Annotated in this window: 21 protein-coding genes; 11 read left to right on the top strand and 10 right to left on the bottom strand. The window is 71.0% G+C overall.

Features of this window, described 5'->3' with window-relative positions:
* Positions 1 to 104: 104 nt before the first annotated feature.
* The 6 genes from DFR72_RS27540 (at position 105) to DFR72_RS27515 (ending at position 4,907) form a co-directional block, all read left to right on the top strand.
* Positions 105 to 1,436 carry a hypothetical protein gene (locus DFR72_RS27540; protein ID WP_090063439.1) on the top strand — a complete coding sequence of 444 codons (1,332 nt, stop codon included), beginning with the start codon at positions 105 to 107 and terminating at the stop codon, positions 1,434 to 1,436.
* Entirely contained in the window at positions 1,433 to 1,819 is a 387-nt protein-coding gene (locus DFR72_RS27535; protein WP_090063438.1) for a FixH family protein, read from the top strand. The genes DFR72_RS27540 and DFR72_RS27535 overlap by 4 nt, the downstream gene beginning before the upstream one ends.
* Positions 1,820 to 1,830: 11 nt before the next feature.
* Positions 1,831 to 2,931 carry a hypothetical protein gene (locus DFR72_RS27530; RefSeq protein WP_090063437.1) on the top strand — a complete coding sequence of 367 codons (1,101 nt, stop codon included), beginning with the start codon at positions 1,831 to 1,833 and terminating at the stop codon, positions 2,929 to 2,931.
* Positions 2,924 to 3,442 carry a hypothetical protein gene (locus DFR72_RS27525; protein ID WP_090063436.1) on the top strand — a complete coding sequence of 173 codons (519 nt, stop codon included), beginning with the start codon at positions 2,924 to 2,926 and terminating at the stop codon, positions 3,440 to 3,442. Before DFR72_RS27530 ends, DFR72_RS27525 begins: the two co-directional genes overlap by 8 nt.
* 121 nt (positions 3,443 to 3,563) lie before the next feature.
* Positions 3,564 to 4,529 (top strand): hypothetical protein, encoded by a 966-nt coding sequence (locus DFR72_RS27520; protein WP_143086603.1) that lies wholly within the window; start codon positions 3,564 to 3,566, stop codon positions 4,527 to 4,529.
* A 9-nt stretch (positions 4,530 to 4,538) separates the two neighbouring features.
* Positions 4,539 to 4,907: a sunset domain-containing protein gene (locus DFR72_RS27515; RefSeq protein WP_090063434.1), complete on the top strand. Its 369-nt coding sequence runs from the start codon at positions 4,539 to 4,541 to the stop codon at positions 4,905 to 4,907.
* Between the two features lie 22 nt (positions 4,908 to 4,929).
* Here DFR72_RS27515 and DFR72_RS27510 read toward each other — a convergent pair whose 3' ends face one another.
* Positions 4,930 to 5,793 carry an alpha/beta fold hydrolase gene (locus DFR72_RS27510; protein WP_090063635.1) on the bottom strand — a complete coding sequence of 288 codons (864 nt, stop codon included), beginning with the start codon at positions 5,791 to 5,793 and terminating at the stop codon, positions 4,930 to 4,932.
* 53 nt (positions 5,794 to 5,846) lie between these two features.
* Here DFR72_RS27510 and DFR72_RS27505 point away from each other — a divergent pair, with 53 nt between their 5' ends.
* Entirely contained in the window at positions 5,847 to 8,669 is a 2,823-nt protein-coding gene (locus DFR72_RS27505; protein ID WP_245983552.1) for an ATP-binding protein, read from the top strand.
* Here the strand turns inward: DFR72_RS27505 and DFR72_RS27500 are convergent.
* Positions 8,658 to 9,428: an SDR family NAD(P)-dependent oxidoreductase gene (locus tag DFR72_RS27500; RefSeq protein WP_090063433.1), complete on the bottom strand. Its 771-nt coding sequence runs from the start codon at positions 9,426 to 9,428 to the stop codon at positions 8,658 to 8,660. The two genes, DFR72_RS27505 and DFR72_RS27500, sit on opposite strands and share 12 nt — an antisense overlap.
* A 97-nt stretch (positions 9,429 to 9,525) precedes the next feature.
* Here DFR72_RS27500 and DFR72_RS27495 point away from each other — a divergent pair, with 97 nt between their 5' ends.
* Entirely contained in the window at positions 9,526 to 10,158 is a 633-nt protein-coding gene (locus DFR72_RS27495; protein ID WP_245983551.1) for a TetR/AcrR family transcriptional regulator, read from the top strand.
* Here the strand turns inward: DFR72_RS27495 and DFR72_RS27490 are convergent.
* Genes DFR72_RS27490 through DFR72_RS27470 form a run of 5 tightly spaced genes read right to left on the bottom strand, consistent with a single transcriptional unit; the run spans position 10,127 to position 15,048 of the window.
* Entirely contained in the window at positions 10,127 to 11,563 is a 1,437-nt protein-coding gene (locus DFR72_RS27490; protein WP_090063431.1) for an acyl-CoA synthetase, read from the bottom strand. The two genes, DFR72_RS27495 and DFR72_RS27490, sit on opposite strands and share 32 nt — an antisense overlap.
* Entirely contained in the window at positions 11,502 to 12,818 is a 1,317-nt protein-coding gene (locus DFR72_RS27485; RefSeq protein WP_090063430.1) for an MFS transporter, read from the bottom strand. Before DFR72_RS27485 ends, DFR72_RS27490 begins: the two co-directional genes overlap by 62 nt.
* 9 nt (positions 12,819 to 12,827) lie before the next feature.
* A complete protein-coding gene (locus DFR72_RS27480) occupies positions 12,828 to 13,286 on the bottom strand; it encodes a MaoC family dehydratase (protein WP_090063429.1) in 459 nt (152 codons plus the stop codon).
* Positions 13,283 to 14,158, bottom strand: coding sequence for an amidohydrolase family protein (locus DFR72_RS27475; RefSeq protein ID WP_090063633.1), 876 nt, complete (start codon positions 14,156 to 14,158; stop codon positions 13,283 to 13,285). Before DFR72_RS27475 ends, DFR72_RS27480 begins: the two co-directional genes overlap by 4 nt.
* 11 nt (positions 14,159 to 14,169) lie before the next feature.
* Positions 14,170 to 15,048 carry an SDR family oxidoreductase gene (locus tag DFR72_RS27470; protein WP_090063428.1) on the bottom strand — a complete coding sequence of 293 codons (879 nt, stop codon included), beginning with the start codon at positions 15,046 to 15,048 and terminating at the stop codon, positions 14,170 to 14,172.
* A 91-nt stretch (positions 15,049 to 15,139) separates the two neighbouring features.
* Here DFR72_RS27470 and DFR72_RS27465 point away from each other — a divergent pair, with 91 nt between their 5' ends.
* Both DFR72_RS27465 and DFR72_RS27460 read left to right on the top strand, forming a co-directional pair.
* Positions 15,140 to 15,931 (top strand): PaaX family transcriptional regulator, encoded by a 792-nt coding sequence (locus tag DFR72_RS27465; protein ID WP_245983549.1) that lies wholly within the window; start codon positions 15,140 to 15,142, stop codon positions 15,929 to 15,931.
* A gap of 246 nt (positions 15,932 to 16,177) precedes the next feature.
* On the top strand, positions 16,178 to 16,420 hold the full coding sequence (locus tag DFR72_RS27460) for a hypothetical protein (RefSeq protein WP_143086602.1): 243 nt from the start codon (positions 16,178 to 16,180) through the stop codon (positions 16,418 to 16,420).
* A gap of 71 nt (positions 16,421 to 16,491) precedes the next feature.
* Here the strand turns inward: DFR72_RS27460 and DFR72_RS27455 are convergent, their stop codons facing one another.
* A complete protein-coding gene (locus tag DFR72_RS27455; protein WP_090063426.1) occupies positions 16,492 to 16,959 on the bottom strand; it encodes a DUF488 domain-containing protein in 468 nt (155 codons plus the stop codon).
* Positions 16,956 to 17,351, bottom strand: a complete 396-nt coding sequence (locus tag DFR72_RS27450) for a RidA family protein (RefSeq protein WP_090063425.1) — start codon at positions 17,349 to 17,351, stop codon at positions 16,956 to 16,958. The genes DFR72_RS27455 and DFR72_RS27450 overlap by 4 nt, the downstream gene beginning before the upstream one ends.
* 95 nt (positions 17,352 to 17,446) lie before the next feature.
* On the opposite strand from DFR72_RS27450, the gene DFR72_RS27445 reads away from it, so the two are divergent.
* Positions 17,447 to 18,418, top strand: coding sequence for a helix-turn-helix transcriptional regulator (locus tag DFR72_RS27445; RefSeq protein ID WP_090063424.1), 972 nt, complete (start codon positions 17,447 to 17,449; stop codon positions 18,416 to 18,418).
* Between the two features lie 39 nt (positions 18,419 to 18,457).
* On the opposite strand, the gene DFR72_RS27440 is transcribed toward DFR72_RS27445, so the two are convergent.
* Positions 18,458 to 20,713, bottom strand: a complete 2,256-nt coding sequence (locus DFR72_RS27440) for a hypothetical protein (protein WP_211335550.1) — start codon at positions 20,711 to 20,713, stop codon at positions 18,458 to 18,460.
* Between the last annotated feature and the right edge of the window lie 119 nt (positions 20,714 to 20,832).

Below are 20,832 nucleotides of genomic sequence, written 5' to 3'. Positions count from 1 at the left end.
GAACCTCCCGCTTCGCAGGGGTCGGGCATCCCCCGCGCGGGGGATGCGATTTCCGTCTTCGCAGTGATGCGGCGGCGAAGCCATGATCGATACGTTCGGTCGCGATGAAACGACGTGGTGTGACCTTCCTGCTCGCGCTGGCGGCACTCCTGGGGATCGCCGCCCCGGCGCTGGCCGACGGCGCCCAGTCCGGTGCCGACGTCCACGTCGCGCAGAGCCTCGGCGACCGCGACCTGACGGTGATCATCCGGCGGGTCGCGGAGGTGCCGGGGCCGGTGCACGTCGACGTGGTGACGCACGCCGGAACGCCGCCGGGCGAGCTGACCCTGACGTTGCGCGCGGCCGGTGCGCCCAGCAGCACCACCAAGGTGGTCCTCGGTGCCACGCCCGGCTTCCACTCCGGGCTGCTGCACGTGGACCGGCCCGGTCCGTGGGAGCTCGCGGTCGACGAGGCGACCATCCCGTTCGTCGTGCCGGCGCTCGTGCCGTCGCCGTGGGAGAACGCGACCTACGGAGGGTTCATCGCGGCCGGAGTCCTGTTGCTGGCGGCACTCCTGCTGGCGGTCTTCGGCAAGGTCGGCCTCGCGCTCGTGCCCACGGCGGGCATGGTCGCCGCGGTGGCGGTGGGGGTGACGGCGGCGTTGCTGGCGCCCAGCATCCCGCCCGTCGCGGCGCCCGGCACGCAGCTCGACCCGACGTACGACAACGTCACGAACCCCTACGAGCGAACGTCCATAGTGGACTTCTCGCGGCCGCCGGTGAACATGGTGCCCGGCATGGACGGCAAGGACCTCGTGCTGAACCTGACCGACGGCTCGTCGGGACGGCCGGTGGACGACCTGCTCGTGCACGACAGCGCGTTCGTCCACCTGGTCGTGGTGTCGCCGTCCGGGCACCTGCGCCACCTGCACCCGGTCCGCACGGCGCCCGGCGAGTTCCGCGCCCGGCTGACCGACCCCGAACAGGGCACGCACGCCGTCGCCGCCGAGATCGCCCGGCGTGGCGGGGGAGTGCAGCTGCTGCGGTCGAGCGTCGCGGTCTCCGGCACGGCCGCGCCCCGGCACGACGCGACGGCCGAGACGGCGGTGGAGATCCGCGAGGCGGGCAGGCCGAGCACGATCACCGCGAAGTTCGGCGAGCGCGACCTGCAGCCGTGGCTGGGCATGCTCGGGCACATGATCGTCGTCGGCCCGGTGACGGACGACGCCGTGAACGCCCCGATCTGGGCGCACGTGCACTCCATGCTCCCGCCGACGCCCGGAATGCCCGACAAACCCGACGAGAGCGTCGCCGCCTACGGGCCGGACGTGCCGTTCACCTACTCGTTCCCGTTGCCGGGCAGGTACCTCGTGTGGATCCAGGTCGAACGCGACTACTCGGTCGTCACCGTGCCGAAGGTCGTCGACGTCCCGGCCGGGAAGGTGGCCTCGAAGTGAAGCGCTCTACGACAGCAGTCGTGGCCGCCGTCATCGCGGTGGCGGCCGCGTTGCTGGTGCTCTGGCCGCGCGGGGTGGAGGCCCGGCCCCACCTCGCGGAGAGCGCGCAGCTCCGGTTCGAGCTCACGCCCGCCAGCACCCGGTCCGGCAGCAACTCGTTCGACCTGCTCGTCACCGACCGGTCCGGCAACGCCGCCGACGGCGACGTGACGGTCGAACCGGCCATGCCGCAGATGGGCCACGCACTCGCCCCGATCACGGCGGCACCGCGGGCGCCAGGCCGGTACCAGGTCGCGGGCGTCGACCTGTTCATGGCCGGCCAATGGGAAATCACCTTGTCACTGCGCGGCGAGCGGGTCGTCATCCCGCTGCTGCTCACCTAGAAGGGGGAGGAATGACTGTGCACATCACGGCGACCGAAGCGTCGCCGGCGAGGACGGTCCCGAGGGGGCTGGTCCCGGCGAGCGTCGTGGTCGGCGGCACCCTGATCTCGCTGATCGGCCTGACCTGGGACATCCAGTGGCACTCCGACGTCGGGCCCGACACGTTCTTCACCCTGCCGCACCTGTTCCTGTACGCGGGCAGCGCGATCTCCGGCCTCGCGAGCCTCGCCGTCGTGTTGCTGACGACGGCGAACTCCAAGCGCGGCAGGGCGGTCGACCCGGTGGTCGGCGGCCGCGCGGTCGGCGTGTTCGGCCGCACGTTCGCCGCCCCCGTCGGGTACCTGGTCTCCGGCATCGGCGCGGCGCTGTTCCTCGTCTACGGGCTGTGGGACCAGTGGTGGCACGGCCTGTACGGCTTCGACGCCGTGATCGACTCGCCGCCGCACATCGGGCTGCTGCTGTCGATCTCGATCACGATGGTCGGCGCGGTCATGGTCTTCGCCGTGGCCCGCGACCAGCGCTGGGGGACCTACGGCATCGCCGCCGCGGCGGGCACGTTGCTCGCGTTCAGCATGGTGACCGTGCTCGGCCTGCGCGCGTTGCCCGGCGGTGCCGTCAACACGGTCAACGCCGGCAGCGCGTTCTTCTCGGTGATGATCCTGTTTATGGGCGCGTACGTCCTGAACCGGCGCGGCGGCGCGCTCGCCGTCGGAGTCGTCGTCGCGGTGCTGCAAGCCGTGTTCTGGTGGTTCTCCCCGTGGGCCACCGAGGTCTACGCGGACGCCACCGGCCTGCCGTTGCGCGACTACGCCGACGGCATCCCCGGACTGCCCAACATGATCCCGATGAGCCTGCTCCTCGTCGCGGTCGCCGTGGAACTGCTGCGGGGACTGCCAGCCTGGATCCCCGGCGCCGTCGGCGGCGTGATCATCACGGCCTGCGCGCCCCTGCAGCGGATGCTCGTGCAGGGCAGCAACTTCCCGGCCCTCGAACGGTACGTGGCCACCGTCGTGGCGGGCGCGGTGCTCGGCGCCCTCGCCGGGATGCTCGGCCGGCGGTTCGGCCACATGCTCCGCCACCTCGCACCAGCAAAGGACGACAGCCATGCGTAAGACGTTGCTGGGCCTGGTGGGCACGGCCGCCCTGCTGTTCGGGCTGACCACTCCCGCGCTGGCCTTCGAGCCGGTCAACGTGGTGCACACGGAGAAGGTGAAGGCGGGACCGTACGACCTGACCATCGGCTTCAGCACGTGGCCGGTGAAGGCCATGCAGTCGCTGGACTTCACCTTCGTGCCGGAGAACGGGATCGAGGGCAAGAAGGGCACGCTGACCCTGCTGCGCGGGGACGTGGAGAGCGACGACAGCCCGCTGGCACGGCACCCCCGCAAGCGCGACGTGTGGGGCCTCGACATCTTCGCCCTGCCCGAGCCGGGGGCGTGGACGATGCGCTTCGACGTCGACGGACCGGCGGGCGCGGGCACGGGCGAGCTGAAGAACCTGCAGGTGATGGAGCAGCCGGGGCCGCCGATGGGGCTGTCCTGGGCGATCAGCACGATCCCGCTGTTCGGCCTGATCGCGTTGATCGTGGTCGCCTGGCGCCGGACGCGCGCCACGGTCGCTTAGGGCGTGTGCCGCCTTAGCAGATGAGGTCCGAGCTCCACCCGGCAACCTGACCGGGTGAAGTTCGGTCCGAATGGCTGGACTGGCTGGATTTCCGGCGACGAGGTCCGATACCCAGTTCGCCGTGCGCTTGCCTCACGCTGTTTGGATCGGCGGGCTCTTGGTGCCCGCGTTGCTCGCCACCACCGGCGTGTTCGTCTACGGCGGTGGCGTTGAACGGACGCTGCACTCCGACGTGCGTACCGCGCTGGGAAAGGCCGGCTACCACGGCGTGGTCGCGGTGGACGGCCGGTCGGTCGTGGTCAGCGAGGTCTCGCCGCGCTCGGTCGACGCGGTGCGCGCCGTGGTGTCCGACGTGAACGGCGTCGGTGTCACCGACGTGCGTGCGGCCGAACCGGAGCAGCTGCTGCTGGCGGTGCGCGGCGGTGAGGTCCTGGTGTCCGGCGCGGTCGCCGACGACGCGGAACGCCGTGCGCTGCTGGAGGCCGTGCGGACCGACGGCCACCGCGTCACGGCCGCGCTCCGGCTGGGCGGCCTGCTGCCGATCCCGCCGGCCGTGATCGGGCGGGTGCTCACCGCCGCGCTGTCCGCGAAGGTGTCGGACGTGACCACGACCGTCCACAACGGACAGGTCGTGGTCGCCGCCCGAGTGCCCGACGAGGCCAGGGCCACGGCGGTCCGCGACGCCGTCCGGGAGGCGGCGAACGGCCTGCAGGTCACCGACCGCATCGAGGTCGGCTCGTCCGCGGCTGCCGGCGACCTGAACGTCGAGGCGTTGCACGACTCGATCTCCCGCCTGGTCAACGGCAACGGCGCGATCCGGTTCGTGCAGGGCACCACGGCGTACGAGGGCCACGGCCCCGTGCTCATCGAGCGCGTCGGCCGCATGCTGCTGGTCGCCCCGCGCGCCTCGATCACGCTGGTGGCACACGGTACCGACCAGGCGATGGCGACCAAACGCGGCGAGATGGTCCGCGACGTCCTCGTCGGTCAGGGCGTGGCCCCCGCGTTGATCGCCATCGAGACCCGTCCCGCCCCCGGCGGCGAGTACGACCCGGCCACCCGCCAGGTCGACGTCGTCGTCCGTTAGGAGTTCGCTGTGCTCTGGTTGTTCTCCCAGATGTTCCTGCTGTGCCTGGTGTCGTTCGCCGTCGGCTCGCTGGTGACGTGGCTGTCGGTCCGCGGTCGCCTGCAGCCCGAACGCCCGAAGACGCGCCTCGCCCTGCCCGCACCCCGCCCGGCGGCCGAGCAGGTGGTGATCGCCGAACAGCCGCCGGCACCGGCCGCCCCGAAGCCGCCGCGGCAGGAGTCGTTGCCGGTCAAGGGCAACTCGAAGACGATGGTCTACCACACGCCCGACTCCCCGTACTACCGGCGGATGAAGGGCGACATGGCGTTCGCCTCGGAGGACGACGCCGTGTCGGCCGGCTACCGGATGTGGACCACCAAGGGCCGCGTCAGGGCCTGAGATCGGCCGGTGACATCGGGAATCAGCGCTTCAGCAGGTCGCGGATCGCCGCCGCGACGACGTCCGGTGCCTCCTCGGCCATGAAGTGTCCACAGGAGACCGTGCGGTGGTCGAGGTCGGCCGCCCAGGCCTGCCACAGCGCCCTGGCGTCGAAGCCGAGCGCCGCGCCCCAGTCCTGCTGCAGCACGGTGACCGGCATCCGCAGCTGGTTGCCCGCGTTCCTGTCCACCGTGTCGTGCTCGACGTCGATCGTCGCCGACGCCCGGTAGTCCGCGACGATCGACGTGACGGCCTCGCGGCTCGCGCGCAGGTACTCGGCGCGGACGTCCTCGGGGAACGGCCCGGCGCCCCAGACGTCGAGGAAGTGGCCGAAGAACGCGTCCGGGGTCGCGCCGATCATCTGCTCGGCGAGGCCGGGCGGCTGGGCCATCAGGAACAGGTGGAAGCCGACGGCGGCGGACGTGCCGTGCATGACGTCCCACATGTCCAGCGTCGGCAGCACGTCGAGCGACGCGAGGTGCGTGACGTGCTGTGGGTGGTCGAGGCCGGTGCGGAACGCGACGAGCGCGCCCCGGTCGTGTCCGGCCAGGGCGAACGTGTCGTGCCCGAACGCGCGGGCGACCTGCACGACGTCGGCGGCCATGGTGCGCTTGGAGTAGGTGAGGCCGGTGTCGGCGGGCTTGTCGCTGTCGCCGTAGCCGCGCAGGTCGGGCATGATCACGGTGTGGTCGGCGGCCAGTTCGGCGGCGACGTGCCGCCACATGAGGTGGGTCTGCGGGAAGCCGTGCAGCAGCACGACGGGGCTCCCCGACCCCGTGCTCGCGACGGCGAGCTCGACGCCGTCGGAGACCTGGACGCGCTGGTGGTCGAATGCGGTGTGGTTCACGAGCCCACTGTGCGGGTGCCCGATCAGCAACGGATCAGCGTTAGGGTCAGCGCGTGGTGACGTTCGGGGTGCTGGGCCCGCTGACCGCGGGATCCGCCCGCCTCGGCGGCCCGAAGCAACGGGCCGTGCTGGCGCGCCTGCTGGTCGCCCGGCGCCGGGTCGTGCCGGTGCGCACGCTCGTCGACGACCTGTGGGAGGACCCGCCGGACGGTGCCGTCGGCACGGTGCAGACGTTCGTCGGCGCACTGCGCAAGGCGCTGGAGCCCGATCGTCCACCCCGGACTCCCTCCACGCTGCTGGTGACCGAGGGTGCGGGGTACGCGTTGCTCGCGTCGGACGTGGACGCGTGGCGGTTCGAGGAGGTGCTCGGCGGCGACCTGTCCGTGCTGGACGGTGCGCTCGCGTTGTGGCGCGGGCCCGCGTACGCCGAGTTCGCCGACTTCCACTGGGCGCGGGCCGAGATCGACCGGCTGGAGGAGCTGCGGCTGGTCGCGGTCGAACGCCGTGCTGCCGCCGCCCTCGCTCTCGGTCGTTCCGCCGAGGTCGTCGCCGACCTGCGCGCTCACCTGGCCGGGCATCCGTGGCGCGAGAAGGCGTGGAGCCTGCTCGCGCTGGCGCTGTACCGGGAGGGCCGGCAGGGCGACGCGCTGGGAGCGGTGCGCGAGGCGCGGCAGGCGCTCGTGGAGAACCTCGGTGTCGATCCGGGCGAGGAACTCCGCTCGCTGGAGTCGGACATCCTGGCCCAGTCGCCGCGGCTGCTGCCCTCGTCCGAGCCGTCGCTGGTGGGGCGCGCCGCCGAACTGGCGCTGCTGGACACCGCCGTCCCGGCAGCCGGTCTGGGGCTCGCGCTGGTGACGGGTGAGGCCGGCGTGGGCAAGACCGCCCTCGCCACGGCGTTCACCGAGCTGCTGGCCGGTCGGGGGTGGAGGACGGTGTGGGCGCGCTGTCAGGAGGACGCGCCCGTGGCGTGGCCCTGGCAGCAGGTGGTGGAGGCACTGGGGGAGGAACTGGTTGCCGCGGAACGGTTCCAGCTCCGCCTGTCGATCGTGTCCACTGTGGAATCGGCCGCGCCTGTGCTGGTCGTGCTGGACGACCTGCACCAGGCCGACGAGGAGACCCTCGCGGTGCTGGCCGCGTTCACCGGCCGTGTGCTCTCCGGCCGCGTGCTGATCGTCGCGACCTCGCGCTCCGCGGTGCCGTCGGAGGCCCTGGCGCGTGCGGAACCGGTCCGCGTGCAGCTCGGCGGCCTGGACGAAGAGGCCGTCGCCGCACTGGTGGGACCACGGGACGCGCGCGCGATCCACCACCGCACCGGCGGCAATCCCTTCTACGTCAAGGAACTCCGCCGACTCGTCGCCTCGGGAGGCGACCTCGGCTCGGTGCCGGCCGGTGTGCGGGACGTGCTGCGCCACCGCCTCGCCGGGCTGCCGCCCGAGGCGCGGACCGTGCTGCACCAGGCCTCCGTGCTGGGCAGGGACGTCGAGGTGGACCTGCTGGACGCACTGGCCGGTCACGACGTGCTCGACGCGCTGGACCTGGCGATCGAGGCCGGTTTCGTCGTCGAGGTGGCACCCGGCCGCGCCAGGTTCACGCACCAGCTGGTGCGCGACACCCTGTACGAGGACGTGTCGCTGACCAGGCGCGCACGCTGGCACGCCGTGGTGGCGGAGGCGATGCCACCTGGCGACGTCCAACTGCTCGCTCATCACCACGCCCTCGCGGGTACGCGGAGTCCTGAGGCGGTGAGCGCGCTCGCCGAGGCGGCGGCGGGGAACCGATCACCGCGTGAGGCGGTGCGGCTGTGGCGCGCGGCGCTCGCGGCGGCCGGTTCGGAACGGCTCGACCTGCTGACCGGCCTGGTCAGGGCCCTGGCGGTGAGCGGGGACCTGGAAGGGGCGAGGGAGCACAGGTCGGCGGCGTTGCGGCTGGCCGAAGGTCCGGACGAGGTGGCCGAGGTGATCGGGTCGTTCGACGTGCCCGGCATCTGGACCACCAACGACGACCCGGCCCACTCCGCCGAACTCGTCGCCGCCGCGGAACGGGTCCTGCCCGCCTTCCCCGGCCCGACCGCCACCCGCGCCCGCCTGCTCGCCACCATCGCCATGGAGGACCGGGGCACCGGAACCCGCCTCGGTGAAGCACGGGAAGCCGAGGCCACAGCACATGCCCTCGGCGACCCCGAACTGCTGGCGTTCGCCCTGAACGCCCGTTTCATGCACACCTTCCACCGCACCGGCCTGGCTCCGGACCGTGCCGCGATCGGCAGGGAGCTCCTCGAGGTCGCGTCCGGCCGCCTGGTGACCCACGAGGTGCTGGGCCACCTGGTCCTCGTCCAGGCCTGCTCCGCGCTGGCCGACTTCGCCGCCGCCGACGAGCACGCGGCCGCGGCCGACGAGCTGGCACAACGCCACGACCTGCCGCTGGTCGGCCTCTTCACCGACTGGTACGCGGCGTTGAAGCTCGCGGCGGCCGGGAGGAAAGCCGAAGCCGACAGTGCATACCGGGCCGCGGCCGGTCGCGTCCGGGGCACCGGCATTTGGGGCATGGAACGCGGACTGCTGCCGCTGGCCCTGCTCAGCCTGCACGGCCCGTCCACAGTGGACCTCGCCGACGACTGGGGCCCTCACCTGGACTGGGTGCGCCCGCTGGCGTTGCCGCACGACGAGGCGCTGAAAGCCGCGCGTGCTCTTCCCGACGGGCCGGCGGACCTGCTCACGGAGGTCCGTGCCTGCCTGCTGGCGATGGCGGCGACGCGGTTGCGGGACGACGAACTCGCGGAGCGCGCACATGCGCTGCTCCTGCCCGCCAAGGACGAGTTCGTGGCAGGTACCGGGCTGTTCACCTTCGGCCCGGTGGCGGACTACCTACGCGGCTAGTGCCGGGCCGAGCAGCAGACCGCCGTCCAGCACGAACTCCGAGCCGGTCGCGAACGCCGCCTCCTGCGACGCCAGGTAGAGCACCAGCGCGGTGAACTCGCCGGGCTCACCGAGGCGAGGCACGGCGAACGGTGCGGGGGAGTAGAGGTCGCCGATCGCCGGCTGACCGGCCTCGACCGGTTCGTTGATCAGCGGCGTCGACACGACGCCGGGGTGGATCGAGTTCACCCTGATCCCGTCGCGGCCGAGTTCCAGCGCGGCGGTCTTGGTCAGACCGCGCAGCGCCCACTTGCTCGCGACGTACGGCGCGTAGAACGGCGAACCCACGTTGCCCATCGTCGAGGCGATGTTGACGATCGACCCGCCGCCGGCCCTGCGCAACGACGGCGCGGCGTGCTTGATGCCGAGGAACTGCCCGGTCAGGTTGACCGCCAGGGTCCGGTCCCAGACCTCGCGCGAGGTGTCCTCGATCAGTGCGGCCGCGTGCTGCGCGCCCGCGTTGTTGACCAGCACCGACACCGGCCCGAACCGCTCCTCCGCAGCCCGGACGGCCTCGGCCCAGGCGTCCTCGTCCGTCACGTCGAGCCGCACGGCGGACGCCCGCTCACCGAGTTCTTCGGCGACCTTCGAGCCCGCGTCCAGGTCGCGTGCGGCGATCACGACCTGTGCACCTTCCGCGTGGAAGCCCCGCACGTGGCTCGCGCCCATCCCGCTCGTCGCGCCGGTGACGAACACCGTCTTGCCGTCGAAGCGTCCCATCATGTCCTCCAGTGGTGAGTTGAGTGACTCACCTCGGAACGGTAGACACGAGCGGCATGGTGAGTCAAGTGACTCACCTCATGGCATACTGGACGGCGTGCCGACCTACCACGAACGCATGGCGGAGCAGAAGCGGACGGCGATCGTCGACGCGGCGACGGAGCTGTTCCTGGAATCCGGCTACGACAAGACGTCGCTCGCGCGCATCGCCGACGCGGCGGGGGTGTCGAAGGCGACGCTGTTCAAGCAGTTCCCGACGAAGGCCGAGCTGTTCGACGCGATCGTCACGGACTACTGGCGCACGGAGGAGGGCGCGCTCACCTCGCAGCCCGGCGACCCGGCGAAGGGCCTGACCGCGCTCGGCAACCGGTACGTGGCGCTGCTGACCCGGCCGGGCATGGTCGCGTTGTTCCGCATCGTGATCGCCGAGACGCCTCGGTTCCCCGAACTCGGTCAGACCCAGTTCAAGCTGGGCAAGCAGCCGTTCTTCGACTCGGTGCGCGACTACCTCGCCGCCGAACACGAGGCCGGCACGCTCGTTGTCGAAGACCCGGTCCTGGCCGCCACGCAGTTCCTCGGCATGATCTCGAACTTCGCGTTCTGGCCCCGCATGCTGCTGGTGAACTGGGCGCCCACCGAGAAGGCCATGGCCCACTCGGTGGACGAGGCGGTCCAGACGGTCCTGGCCCGCCACGCGGTCACAGCGGCAACCGGCGCAGCGCGGGCTTGAGGACCTTTCCGGACCCCGTGCGAGGCAGTTCGGCGACCACCTCGACGTGGACCGGGATCTTGTACTTCGCCAGGCGCGGCACCAGGAACTCCCGCAACCCGGCGGCGTCCACCAGCGCACCGTCGCGAGGCCGGACGAACGCCCGCCCGACCTCGCCCCAGCGCTGGTCCGGCACCCCGACGACGGCGACCTCCGCCACGTCCGGGTGCGAGGTGATCGCGTTCTCCACCTCGGCCGGGTAGACGTTCTCGCCGCCGGAGATGTACATGTCCTTGAGCCGGTCGAGGACGTACAGGTGCCCGTCGTCGAGCCGCCCGAGGTCGCCGGTGCGGAACCACCCGTCCTCGGTGAACGCGGCGGCGGTGGCGACCGGGTCGTTCCAGTAGCCCGGCGTGACGTTCGGGCCCTGCACCTCGATCTCGCCGCTCTCCGCCAGCCGCAGGTCGCCGAAGAACACGCACGGCCCGGCCGAGCCCGCCTTCGGCACGCTGTCGGCGGCCTCCAGGAACGTCGCTCCCGGCGCGGTCTCGGTGAGGCCGTAGCCCTGGCAGAACACCAGGCCCCGGTCCTGGTAGGCGTGGATCACCGCGTCCGGCACCGCCGCCCCGCCGCACAGCAGCACCCGCAACGACGACAGGTCCGCGCCGGGCCACGACGAGGAGGCGGCCAGGTCGGCGTACATCGTGGACACCCCGAACATCCACGTCACGCCGTGGTTCTCGATCAACGAGACGCACTCGGCGACGTCCCAGCGCGAGGTGATCACGCTGTGCCCGCCCTTGATGAACGTGGGCAGCAACGTCTGGGCGAGCGCGGCGACGTGGAACAGCGGCGCGGTGACCAGCGTGACGTCGTCCGAGGCGATGTCGACGCCGATCATCAGGTTGAAGGTGTTCCACAGCAGGTTGGCGTGACTGAGCAGCGCGCCCTTGGGCCTGCCGGTGGTGCCGGAGGTGTAGAGGATCAACGCGGTGTCGTTGATGGAGACCGGCTCGTCCAGCGGCTCGTCGGAGCCCTGGAGGAGCCAGTCCTCGTACGTTGCCAGCGACACCGCCCGTGGGTGCTCCACGACGTGCGACGGCGCGTGCACCAGCACGTGCGCGCCGCAGTCGGCGAGCTGGTAGTTGACCTCCGCCGGGGTGAGGCGGAAGTTCAACGGCACGAAGATCGCGCCCAGCAGGTGCGTGGCGAACATGGTCTCGGCGAACGAAGGGTGGTTCGGGCCGAGGTACGCGACCCGGTCACTGTGCCGGACGCCGAGTTCCCTCAACCGCCAGGCCAGCCGGTTGGTGCGGACGGCCACCTCCTCGTACGAGGTCGAGACCCCGTCGAAGGTGAACGCCTCACGCTTCGGCGCCATGCGTGCTCGGCGGCGTGGCCAGCTGCCCAGTCCCGCGTTGCGCATCCCTGTCTCCTGTCAGGCTGGTCCGGCTGGTTTCGTGCAGCGTCACCGTGCAGAGGACGGTGAGCAGGCAGAACGCCGCGAGGATGAACGGGATCGCGCCCGTGCCGGAGGACTTCTGCACCTGCGCGAAGAGCAACGGCGCGAGCCCCGCGCCCAGACCCGCCAGCTGGTAGCCGAGCGAGGCGCCGGTGTAGCGGCTGCCGGTGTTGAACAGCTCGCTGTAGAGCGCGGCCAGCGGCCCGTACATCATCGGGTGGATCACGGCCTGGCCGAGCACGAGCGCGATGACGATGAAACCGTTGTCCACCATCGGGAACAGCACGAACCCGAACGCCGCCATGAGCACGGCGCCGACGAGCACGACGGGCCGCCGCCCCACCTTGTCGGACATCGCCGACCAGCCGATGATGCCGATCACCGCCAGTGCCGAGGACAGCGTCAGCGCGTTGAGGATCATCTGCCTGCTGTTGCCCGCCTGCACGCCGTACGCCAGCACGAACGTCGTCAGGGTCGACTGCGCGACGAACGCCGAGAGGCCGACGCCGATGCCGAGCAGCAACGTGCGCGGGTGGTTGCGCAGGACGTCGAGCAACGGCATCGAGCCGGGCTTCCGCTCCGCCCTGAAGACCGGCGTCTCCTCGACCTTCATCCGCACGAACAGGCCGATGCCCAGCAGCACCAGGCTCAGCAGGAACGGCACCCGCCAGCCCCAGTCGAGGAACGCCTGCTCGCCGACCAGTGCCGCGGTGCCGCTCAGAGCGAGAGTCGACAGCACCATGCCGCACGGCGCGCCCGCGTTGGTGAAGCTCGCCCACAGCCCGCGCCGGGAGGTGGCGTGCTCGGCCGACATGAGCACGGCGCCGCCCCACTCGCCGCCGACGGAGATGCCCTGCAGGACCCGCAGCAGGATCAGCCCGGCGGGCGCGAGCCAGCCGACCTGGGCGTAGGTGGGCAGCAGGCCGATCAGGAAGCTCGCCACGCCCATCAGGCTCATGGTCAGCACGAGCATCTTCTTGCGCCCCAGCAGGTCCCCGAAGTGTCCGAAGAGGATTCCGCCGAGCGGCCGGGCGAGGTAGCCGGTGGCGAACGTGCCGAAGCTCGCGATCGTGCCGACCAGCGGGTCGAGCGAGGAGAAGAAGACCTTGTTGAACACGACCGCGGAGGCCGTGGCGTAGAGCAGGAAGTCGTAGTACTCGATCACGCTGCCGAGGAAGCTCGACGCGACGGCACGGCGTAACTGCGTTGTTGGCGCCATGACTTCACCTCATGTGTAGTGGCGGTAGACGGCACGTGCGACACAAGCGGGCTTCGGGGAGCCCTCGATCTCGACGGTGAAGTCGACGGTGAGCTGCACGCCGTCGCCCGGCACGTCCTCGACGGACGCGACCTGGCCGAGCAGCCGGATCTTGGCGCCGACCGGCACGGGCGCGGGGAACCGCACCTTGTCCAGCCCGTAGTTCAGGCTCATCCGCACGCCGGAGACGTCGAGGAGCTCGGTCATCAACGGGATGAGCAGCGCCAGCGTCAGGTAGCCGTGCGCGATCGTGCCGCCGAACGGGCCGGAGGCGGCGCGTTCCGGGTCGACGTGGATCCACTGGTGGTCGTCGGTGGCGGTGGCGAACGTGTCGACGCGGCCCTGGTCGATCTGCAGCCAGTCGGTGTGCCCGAGGCTGCTTCCCGCCAGGGCCTTGAGTTCTGCGATTCCGTTGACGGAGATGGTCACGCGTCCTCCTTCACGAGTCCGAGCAGGCGGGCGGCGTTGTGCTTGAGGATCTTGGGACGGACGTCGTCGGAGATCTCCAGCTTCGCGAAGTCGGCCAGCCAGCGGTCCGGGGTGATGACGGGGTGGTCCGAGCCGAACAGGACCTTGTCCTGCAGCACGGTGTTGGCGTAGCGGACGAGCTGCGGCGGGAAGTACTTCGGCGACCAGCCGGACAGGTCGATGTACACGAACGGCTTGTGCGTGGCCACCGCGAGCGCCTCGTCCTGCCACGGGAACGACGGGTGCGCGAGCACGATCCGCAGGTGCGGGAAGTCCACGGCGACGTCGTCCACGAGCATCGGGTTGGAGTGCTTGAGCCTGATGCCGCCACCGCCGGGCACGCCGGCGCCGATACCGGTCTGTCCACTGTGGAACAGCGCGGGGACGCCGAGCTCCTCGATCACCTCGTAGAGCGGGTACGCCATCCGGTCGTCCGGCGAGAAGTCCTGGAGGCTCGGGTGGAACTTGAAGCCCTTCACGCCGTGTTCCTCGACGAGCCTGCGGGCCTCGCGGACGGCCGTGCGGCCCTTCCACGGGTCGACGCTCGCGAACGGGATCAGCACGTCGGCGTGTTCGGCGCAGGACGCGGCGATCTCCTCGTTGGAGATGCGCGGGTGGCCGGTGGCGTGCTCCGCGTCGACCGTGAAGATCACCGCGGCCATCTTCCGCTCGCGGTAGATCGCGGCCGTCTCGGCGATCGTCGGCTGGCGGTGGGCGGCCCTGAAGTACTTGGCGGACGCCTCGAGCAGTGCCGGGCTCAGCGAACTGTGGCCGTCGCCGGAGATCTCGGCGTGCGTGTGGACGTCGATGGCGACGAGGCCGTCCACATCCAGGCTGGGCGTGTTCACGGCGCCACCGGCTGCGGGATCCCGTAGGTCTCGGGCTCGAACTCGCCGAACCGCTCGGCGATCGAACCCGCCTGCCAGCCGCCGTCCGCGAACAGGACCTGCTTCTCGGCGGGGTGCGACCAGAGCGCGAGCCGGTCGCCGCCGATGCCGATCGCCTGTCCGGTCACGCCTTTCGCCGCGTCCGAGGCGAGGTACACGATCAGTTCGGCGACGTCCTCGACGGTGCCCAGGCCCTCGTCGCGCCGCACCCACCCTGGCAGCGGCGCGCCAGTGCGTTCCGACTCCTCGATCAACGGCGCGAACGCCGGGATCGTGCGGGTCATCTCGGTGGCGGCGACCGGGACGACCGCGTTGACGGCGATGTCGGACCGGGCCAGTTCCAGCGCCCAGGTCCGTGCCATGGCGGCGATCCCGGCCTTGGCGGCGGCGTAGTTGGTCTGACCGAAGTTGCCGCGCTGGCCGGCGGGCGACGAGACCAGCACGAGGCTGCCGCCCGTGCCCTGCTCCCGCATCCGCACGGCCGCGGCGCGTGCACAGGTGAAGGTGCCGCGCAGGTGCACGTTGATCACGGCGTCGAAGTCGTCGTCGCTCATCTTCCACAGCACGCGGTCGCGCAGGATGCCCGCGTTGGTGACCAGCACGTCGAGCCGGCCGAACTCCTCGAAGGCGGCGTCGACGAGCGACTGGGCGGTCTCGGCCGTCCCGACCGGAGCGATCACCGCGCGTCCGCCGATGCTTGCCGCGACCTCGTGGACGACCTCGTCCACGTCGTTGACGACGACCTGGGCCCCGTTGCGTGCCAACGCTTCCGCGTACGCCCGGCCCAGCCCGCGACCGGCACCGGTGACGATCGCGACCTTTCCCGACAGCTCCATCAGGCGAGTCCTCTCCGTGGGGGTCGCGACCCAAAGTAGGGCATATTCATGACGCTCGTCTAGATGCTGCCCAACATGTATCGTGAGCGGTGTGACGCCCCAGTCCCTGATGCTGAACTTCCTCGGCCTGTACGTGCTGGGCCGCGACATCGCGGTCTACTCGGGCAGCGTGATCGACGTCTTCGGGCGCGTGGACGTCTCCGAGGAGGCGGTGCGCTCCACCCTGACGCGCATGACGTCACGCGGCCTGCTCGCCAAGCACCGCAACGGCCGCAAGGTCTACTTCGGACTCACCGCCCGCGCGACGGACGTGCTGCAGGACGGTGAGCGCCGCATCTGGCAGCGCGGCGCGGTGAACCGCGACTGGGACGGCACCTGGACCCTGGTCGGCTTCTCCCTGCCGGAGGGCCGCCGCGGCGAACGGCACGACCTGCGCACGCAGCTGCAGTGGGCGGGCTTCGGCCCGGTGCAGAACGGCCTGTGGATCGCCCCCGGCACCCACGACGTGAGCGGGCTGGTCGACGGGCTCGCGGAGAACGTCACGGTCTTCACCGCCCAGCACGCCAAGCCGACCGAGGCGGCGGACCTGGCGCGCCGCGCGTTCGACACGGCCGCCATCGCCGCCCGCTACCAGGACTTCCTCGCCAAGTGGCGCGAGCCGGACGCCTCACTGCCCGACGACCTGGCCCGCCAGCTGGTGCTGCACGGCGACTGGCTCGACCTCGTGCGCCAGGACCCCCACCTGCCCGCCGAGCTGCTGGCCGGCGACTGGCCCGCGATCGAGGCGGAGCAGCTGTTCCAGTCCCTGGCCACCCGCTACGCGCAGACGGCGACCCCGCTCGCGGCCGCCGCCATCGAGTCGATCGAGGTATCAGCCATCTAGATGCCTGGCTGAGTGCTTTCGCTAGGCCGTTCGGGTGAGCGCCAGTTGGATCTGCAACGTGCTCGCCCTCGTCACCGATCTGGGAAAGACCCGAAGTCAGCGGTCTGGAAAAGCAGATGGCGGCCACAATCGACGCTCTCCTCGCCTGGAAGCAGGGCGTCTGGCAGGTGGCACCTTCGCGCGCTGGGCCTGGCCACACGTGACTGCCCAGGTGGAGCTGCTGACCGACATGCGGAGGTGGACGTCGTGAAAGACCACACCAAAGCGGTGGGTGCGATTATCGGTGCGGCAGGTGCACAGATCCTGACAATCGCACTCTTCTACTTCCTCGCCGAGCCATGCGACTGCGCCCAACGACTTTGCTTCTCACCCGAGAACTGTCTCTGGGGTCAGACGCTCTTCGAATACTGGGCGAGCGTGGGCACGATCGGCACCGCGCTCTTCACCGTCATCGGCTACATCATCGGTTCCCTGGCCGACGACGCTTAGCGTCCGGCTCCGGGACACGAGGCTTGGCAGGTGAGGGGTCTTCAAGCGTGCCGCGTGGTTTCGGCTGACCGTCACGGCCTGAGGTGCTCGACCCCGACCCGCAGCCGTTCGGCGATCAACGAGCGGTGGCACGCCTCCGGGTCGCGTTCGACGCAGAGCAGCGCCGCCCCCTTCGGCAGTGCCGACCTGACGGGAGCCAGGTCGGCACTGCCGAGGATCTCGGCCTCGTAGCGGCGGACGTACTCCGCGGCGAGCACGCGACGGCTGCGCTTGCCGACGCCGAGGCGCTCGTCCTCCGCGTACTGCACCTGCCGCAACTCGGTGGTCGGGGCGAGCTCGGGGTGGTGTTCGTAGGCGATGCCGGCACGGGCGAGCGCCGCCTGCAACCGCAGCGAGTTCGCCCAGGCGTACTCGGGCCCGCGGACCCCGCGCCGTTGCCGCACGTCGAGCAGCAGCCGGACGTCCGCGTCCCGCAGCCCTCGCAGGAACGACTCCTCGCCGAAGCCGTACACGCCGATCGTCACCACCCTGAGCGTCACGCCACGGCCGTCCCTTCCAGCTCCACCATCAGGTCGGGGATCGCCAGCCTGCTCACCCCGAGCATCGTCGTCGGCGGTGCCACGCGTGCGGCCCCGAGCCGTGCCGCCAGCACGCCGTAGTGCTGGAACAGCAGGTCGACGTCGGTCGTGTAGACGTTGAGCCGCACCAGGTCGGCGAGCGTCATGCCCGCCTCCGCCAGCACCGCCTGCAGGTTGTCGAGGCTCAGAGCCAGCTGTGCCGCCATGTCACCGGCGTGCTCGGGCTTGCCGTCGCCGTTCATCGAGGTCTGGCCCGCGCAGTACAGCGTGCGGGTCTGCCCGATGACGACCTCGCCCTGGTGGTACCCCAGCGCAGCCGACCAGGTCCACGGGTTGACGGGCGTTCGTTCCAAAGCCACAACAGCTCCATTCTGAACTCGGATGACGCTGTGCAGCCTCGCAAGCGATACACGACATCCTGTGTCACGTATTCCCGTACGGTTTTCGCATGCGTGCCGACCGGTTGGTGTCGCTGGTCCTGCTGCTGCGGCGGCACGGCCAGTTGTCGGCGGCCACCCTCGCCCGCGAACTCGAGGTGTCCACCCGCACGGTGCTGCGCGACATCGAGGCGTTGTCCGCGGCAGGTGTCCCGGTCTACGCGGAACGCGGCAGGCACGGCGGGTTCGCGTTGCTGCCCGGCTTCCAGACCGAGCTGACCGGCCTGAACCACGACGAGGCGCTCGCCCTGCTGGTCGCCGGCTCACGACGAGGCACGCAGGTGTTCGGGCTCGGCTCGTCGCTCGCCTCGGCCATGTTGAAGGTGGTCGACGCGCTGCCCGAGAGCTATCGGCTGACCGCGGCGGGGGCGGCGGAGCGGTTGCTCATCGATCCGGAGATCGACCTCCTCTCGCGGCGTGCCGTGGAGGAGGAGCTGCCGGACGCGGTGGCGGCGGAGGTCCGTCGCGCGGTGTTCGCGGGACACCGGCTGCGGATCCACTACGAGGCCAGGGGTCAGACGGCGGAGTGGCGCACGGTGGACCCGATCGGCCTGGTCACCGTGCGGGAGCAGGGATACCTCTTGGCCGGGAAGGCGGGGGAGGACCGGACCTACCGGCTGTCGCGGATCCTGGCCGCTGAGGAACTCGACGAGCCCGCGCAGCGGCCCGACCGGGTCGACCTCGATCGGGCCTGGCAGGAACGCAGCACGCGGTTCCGGACCGGTGGTGACCAGGTCGCCGTGGTGCTGCGGGTGCATCCGGCGCGGCGGGAGGAACTGGTGGGCACCGCACTGGCCGTGCTCGCCGAGGAACCCGACGACGGCTGGCTGCGGATGCAGGTCGCGTTCCAGGACTCGCGGCACGCGGAGTGGGCGTTGTGGCAGCTCTCCACGAGCGCGGAGGCCCTGGAACCGCCGTGGTTGCGCGCCGCGTTGAGGGATCGGGCCGCCGCGGTCGCCGCCCGGTACGGCGAAGAAGGCTGACGGGGCGGGGGCGGCCTGTGCCGCCCCCGCCCCTGCGGGTCAGACCTTGCAGGGCGAACCGCCGGGGTGGCCCGGCTTCGCCTCGACGTTGGCCTTCGCCTCACCGATCACGACGTCGGTCAGCAGCGTGTCCACGACGACGGCCTGCTGCACGACGCTGGTCGCGGTGGTGGTGGTGCTGTTGAGCCGCAACGACCCGATCACCAGCGGGATCGTCAGCGGTGCGCTGCCCACCGCCACCGACAGGCCGTTGACCTTCAGCGACGCGATCGTCGACGAGCCCGCGAACTGCGGCACCAGGCCACCGGGACCGGCCACGCAGGTGACCGACGCGTTCGACTCGATCACGCCGATCTCGATCGTGAGCAGACCGCTGGTCACCCTGGTCTGCTCGATGCGTGCCCGTGCCGTCGCGAGGTCGGTCGTCGCGGGTGCCGTGCCCGTGAGGTCGTCCGGCGACTGGTCGGTCCTGGCGTCGAGCGCCGTCGCGCGCACGGTCAGGATTCCCGCGTTGAGCTGGACGTTCGCCAGCGTCTCGTGGTCGTCCACGCACGGCACGTCCTGCGGGTTCGCCCGCGTCGAGACGATGCCGGCCAGGTTGAGCGCGGTGGCCTGGCAGGAGAACACCCCGGTTCGCTCGGAGGTCTTGATCCGCAGGTCGGACAGGACGGGACTGTCACCGGCCGCGTTCGCGGTCAGGGTGGCCCGCACCTCGATGTAGCGGCCGGTCTTCGCGAACGTCACGCCGTTCGTGACAGCGGTGAAGCTCTCGCCGGCCAGTCCTGCCTCGGTGTCGGACGTCCTCGCCTCGACCACGATCGACGTGCCCTGTGGCACGCTGCCCTGCGCCTCCGTGTTCCAGGTGACGGTGCCCCACGGCCTGCCGTTGGTGCCGCCGTCCTGCACGACGCTCCAGGTGCCCTGCGGCGCGGTGATCTCACCGAGCACCGATCCGGTCATGTCGCTGTAGTTGTACGGGCCGGCGCCCGCACCGAGATCGACCGTCAGGTCGACCGCGCCGACGGTGTGGCCCCCGCCGCCGACCGGCCCGGCGTCCGGGTCGATGCGCTGGGCGTTGTTGGTGGAGATGTTGGTGACCCACACCTTGCCGTTGCTGTCGATCGCGACACCGGTCGGGCCGGTGCCACCGGGCAGCGGCACGTTGCCGACGTACGTGCCGTCGGTGCGCAGGTGGCCGACCGTGGTCGCGCCGCTGAGCGAGTGGGCGACCCAGACGTTGCCGTCGCTGTCGACCGCGACGCCCTGCGCGTTCTGGCTGCCGTGGGCGAACGCACCGAGCAGCGTGCCGTCCGGAGCCAGCTTCGCGACCCGGTTGCCGGAGAAGTTGGTGTGCCAGATCTCGCCGGTGACCGGGTCCATGCCAAGCCCGTAGTCGCCGTGGGTGCCGTTGAGGCACGCGTGGGTTGTGGTGGCGGGGTCGTAGCGCAGTGTCCCGAAGTTGCGCGCGGACCAGAGCGTGCCGGCCTTGTCGATCAGACCGCCGTAGCCGCCGCAGCCCACGTTGAACTGCGTGCCGGTGGACTGGCCGTCGGCATCGAGCAGCTCGTGGTCGAGGTCCTGGCCGCCCGTCCACAACCGGTTCTGGGAGTCGACGGCGACCGTGCGGGTGTTGCTGCCGGTGACACGGGAGTAGTTGATGACGCACTCGTCGGCCGCGGTGGTGACACCGCCGTTGTCGTCCGCGCCGCCCGCATTGGTCCACGGCCGCACGTCGCCGAGGCCGCGACTGGTGGCGATCAGCCCGTCCTGGTTCCGGTCGACGCACTTGTTGTAGGCGAAAGGCCCTTTCAGGTAGTCGCCTGCCGGGTCGGGCGTGCCGCCGGCGTCGACGCGGGTGCCGCCCTGGATGACGGCGACGCGGGTGACCGAACCGCGGCCACCCGCGCCCTCGTCGCGGTTGGACAGCCACGTGCTGCCGAACTTGTCGACGGTGGTGCGGGACGGATTGCGTCCGCGACCGTGGGGAGCCGATGCCCATTCGCCGACTACCTGACCGGTGTTGACGTCGATGCGGACCATTGTTCCGCGCGCCGAGGCGGCGACGTTGACGTAGGGGAAGAACACCGTCGAGCGGTCGAGTTGGAGCTGGTCGTTGTTCGGGGCGTTGTGGTTGACGTCCTGCGCGGTGCCGCTGTCGAAGTGGGCGTCGAGCGTGTACAGGACGTCGGTACCGGAGATCGGCGCGGCGACAGCCGGCACGGCGAGTGCTGTGAGCAGGAAAGACGTGGTGGTGATCGCGAGCGCCGCTCTGGCGCGGTGCCGTGGTGGACGCATGGCAGCCTCCATTCGGGGGTGCGGTGTTCCGGACATCCGCCCGGAACACACCGAAAGGAGTCGAAATGCGAAGAAATGTGTTACCTCGGCTTTGCGATGCCATTTCGGCTGTAATCGGG

Source organism: Lentzea flaviverrucosa (genome assembly GCF_003350445.1).
In the GTDB taxonomy this organism is placed as follows: Bacteria; Actinomycetota; Actinomycetes; order Mycobacteriales; family Pseudonocardiaceae; genus Lentzea; species Lentzea californiensis.
This window is presented reverse-complemented; position numbering and strand designations above follow the sequence as displayed.

What these genes read in the sequence shown, in the direction of transcription:
- DFR72_RS27525 (WP_090063436.1), top strand. Translation starts at nt 2,924, where the DNA reads ATGCGTAAGACGTTGCTGGGCCTGGTGGGCACGGCCGCCCTGCTGTTC.
- DFR72_RS27500 (WP_090063433.1), bottom strand. Translation starts at nt 9,428, where the DNA reads ATGGGACGCTTCGACGGCAAGACGGTGTTCGTCACCGGCGCGACGAGC.
- DFR72_RS27540 (WP_090063439.1), top strand. Translation starts at nt 105, where the DNA reads ATGAAACGACGTGGTGTGACCTTCCTGCTCGCGCTGGCGGCACTCCTG.
- DFR72_RS27485 (WP_090063430.1), bottom strand. Translation starts at nt 12,818, where the DNA reads ATGGCGCCAACAACGCAGTTACGCCGTGCCGTCGCGTCGAGCTTCCTC.
- DFR72_RS27530 (WP_090063437.1), top strand. Translation starts at nt 1,831, where the DNA reads ATGACTGTGCACATCACGGCGACCGAAGCGTCGCCGGCGAGGACGGTC.
- DFR72_RS27440 (WP_211335550.1), bottom strand. Translation starts at nt 20,713, where the DNA reads ATGCGTCCACCACGGCACCGCGCCAGAGCGGCGCTCGCGATCACCACC.
- DFR72_RS27490 (WP_090063431.1), bottom strand. Translation starts at nt 11,563, where the DNA reads ATGCGCAACGCGGGACTGGGCAGCTGGCCACGCCGCCGAGCACGCATG.
- DFR72_RS27470 (WP_090063428.1), bottom strand. Translation starts at nt 15,048, where the DNA reads ATGGAGCTGTCGGGAAAGGTCGCGATCGTCACCGGTGCCGGTCGCGGG.
- DFR72_RS27445 (WP_090063424.1), top strand. Translation starts at nt 17,447, where the DNA reads ATGCGTGCCGACCGGTTGGTGTCGCTGGTCCTGCTGCTGCGGCGGCAC.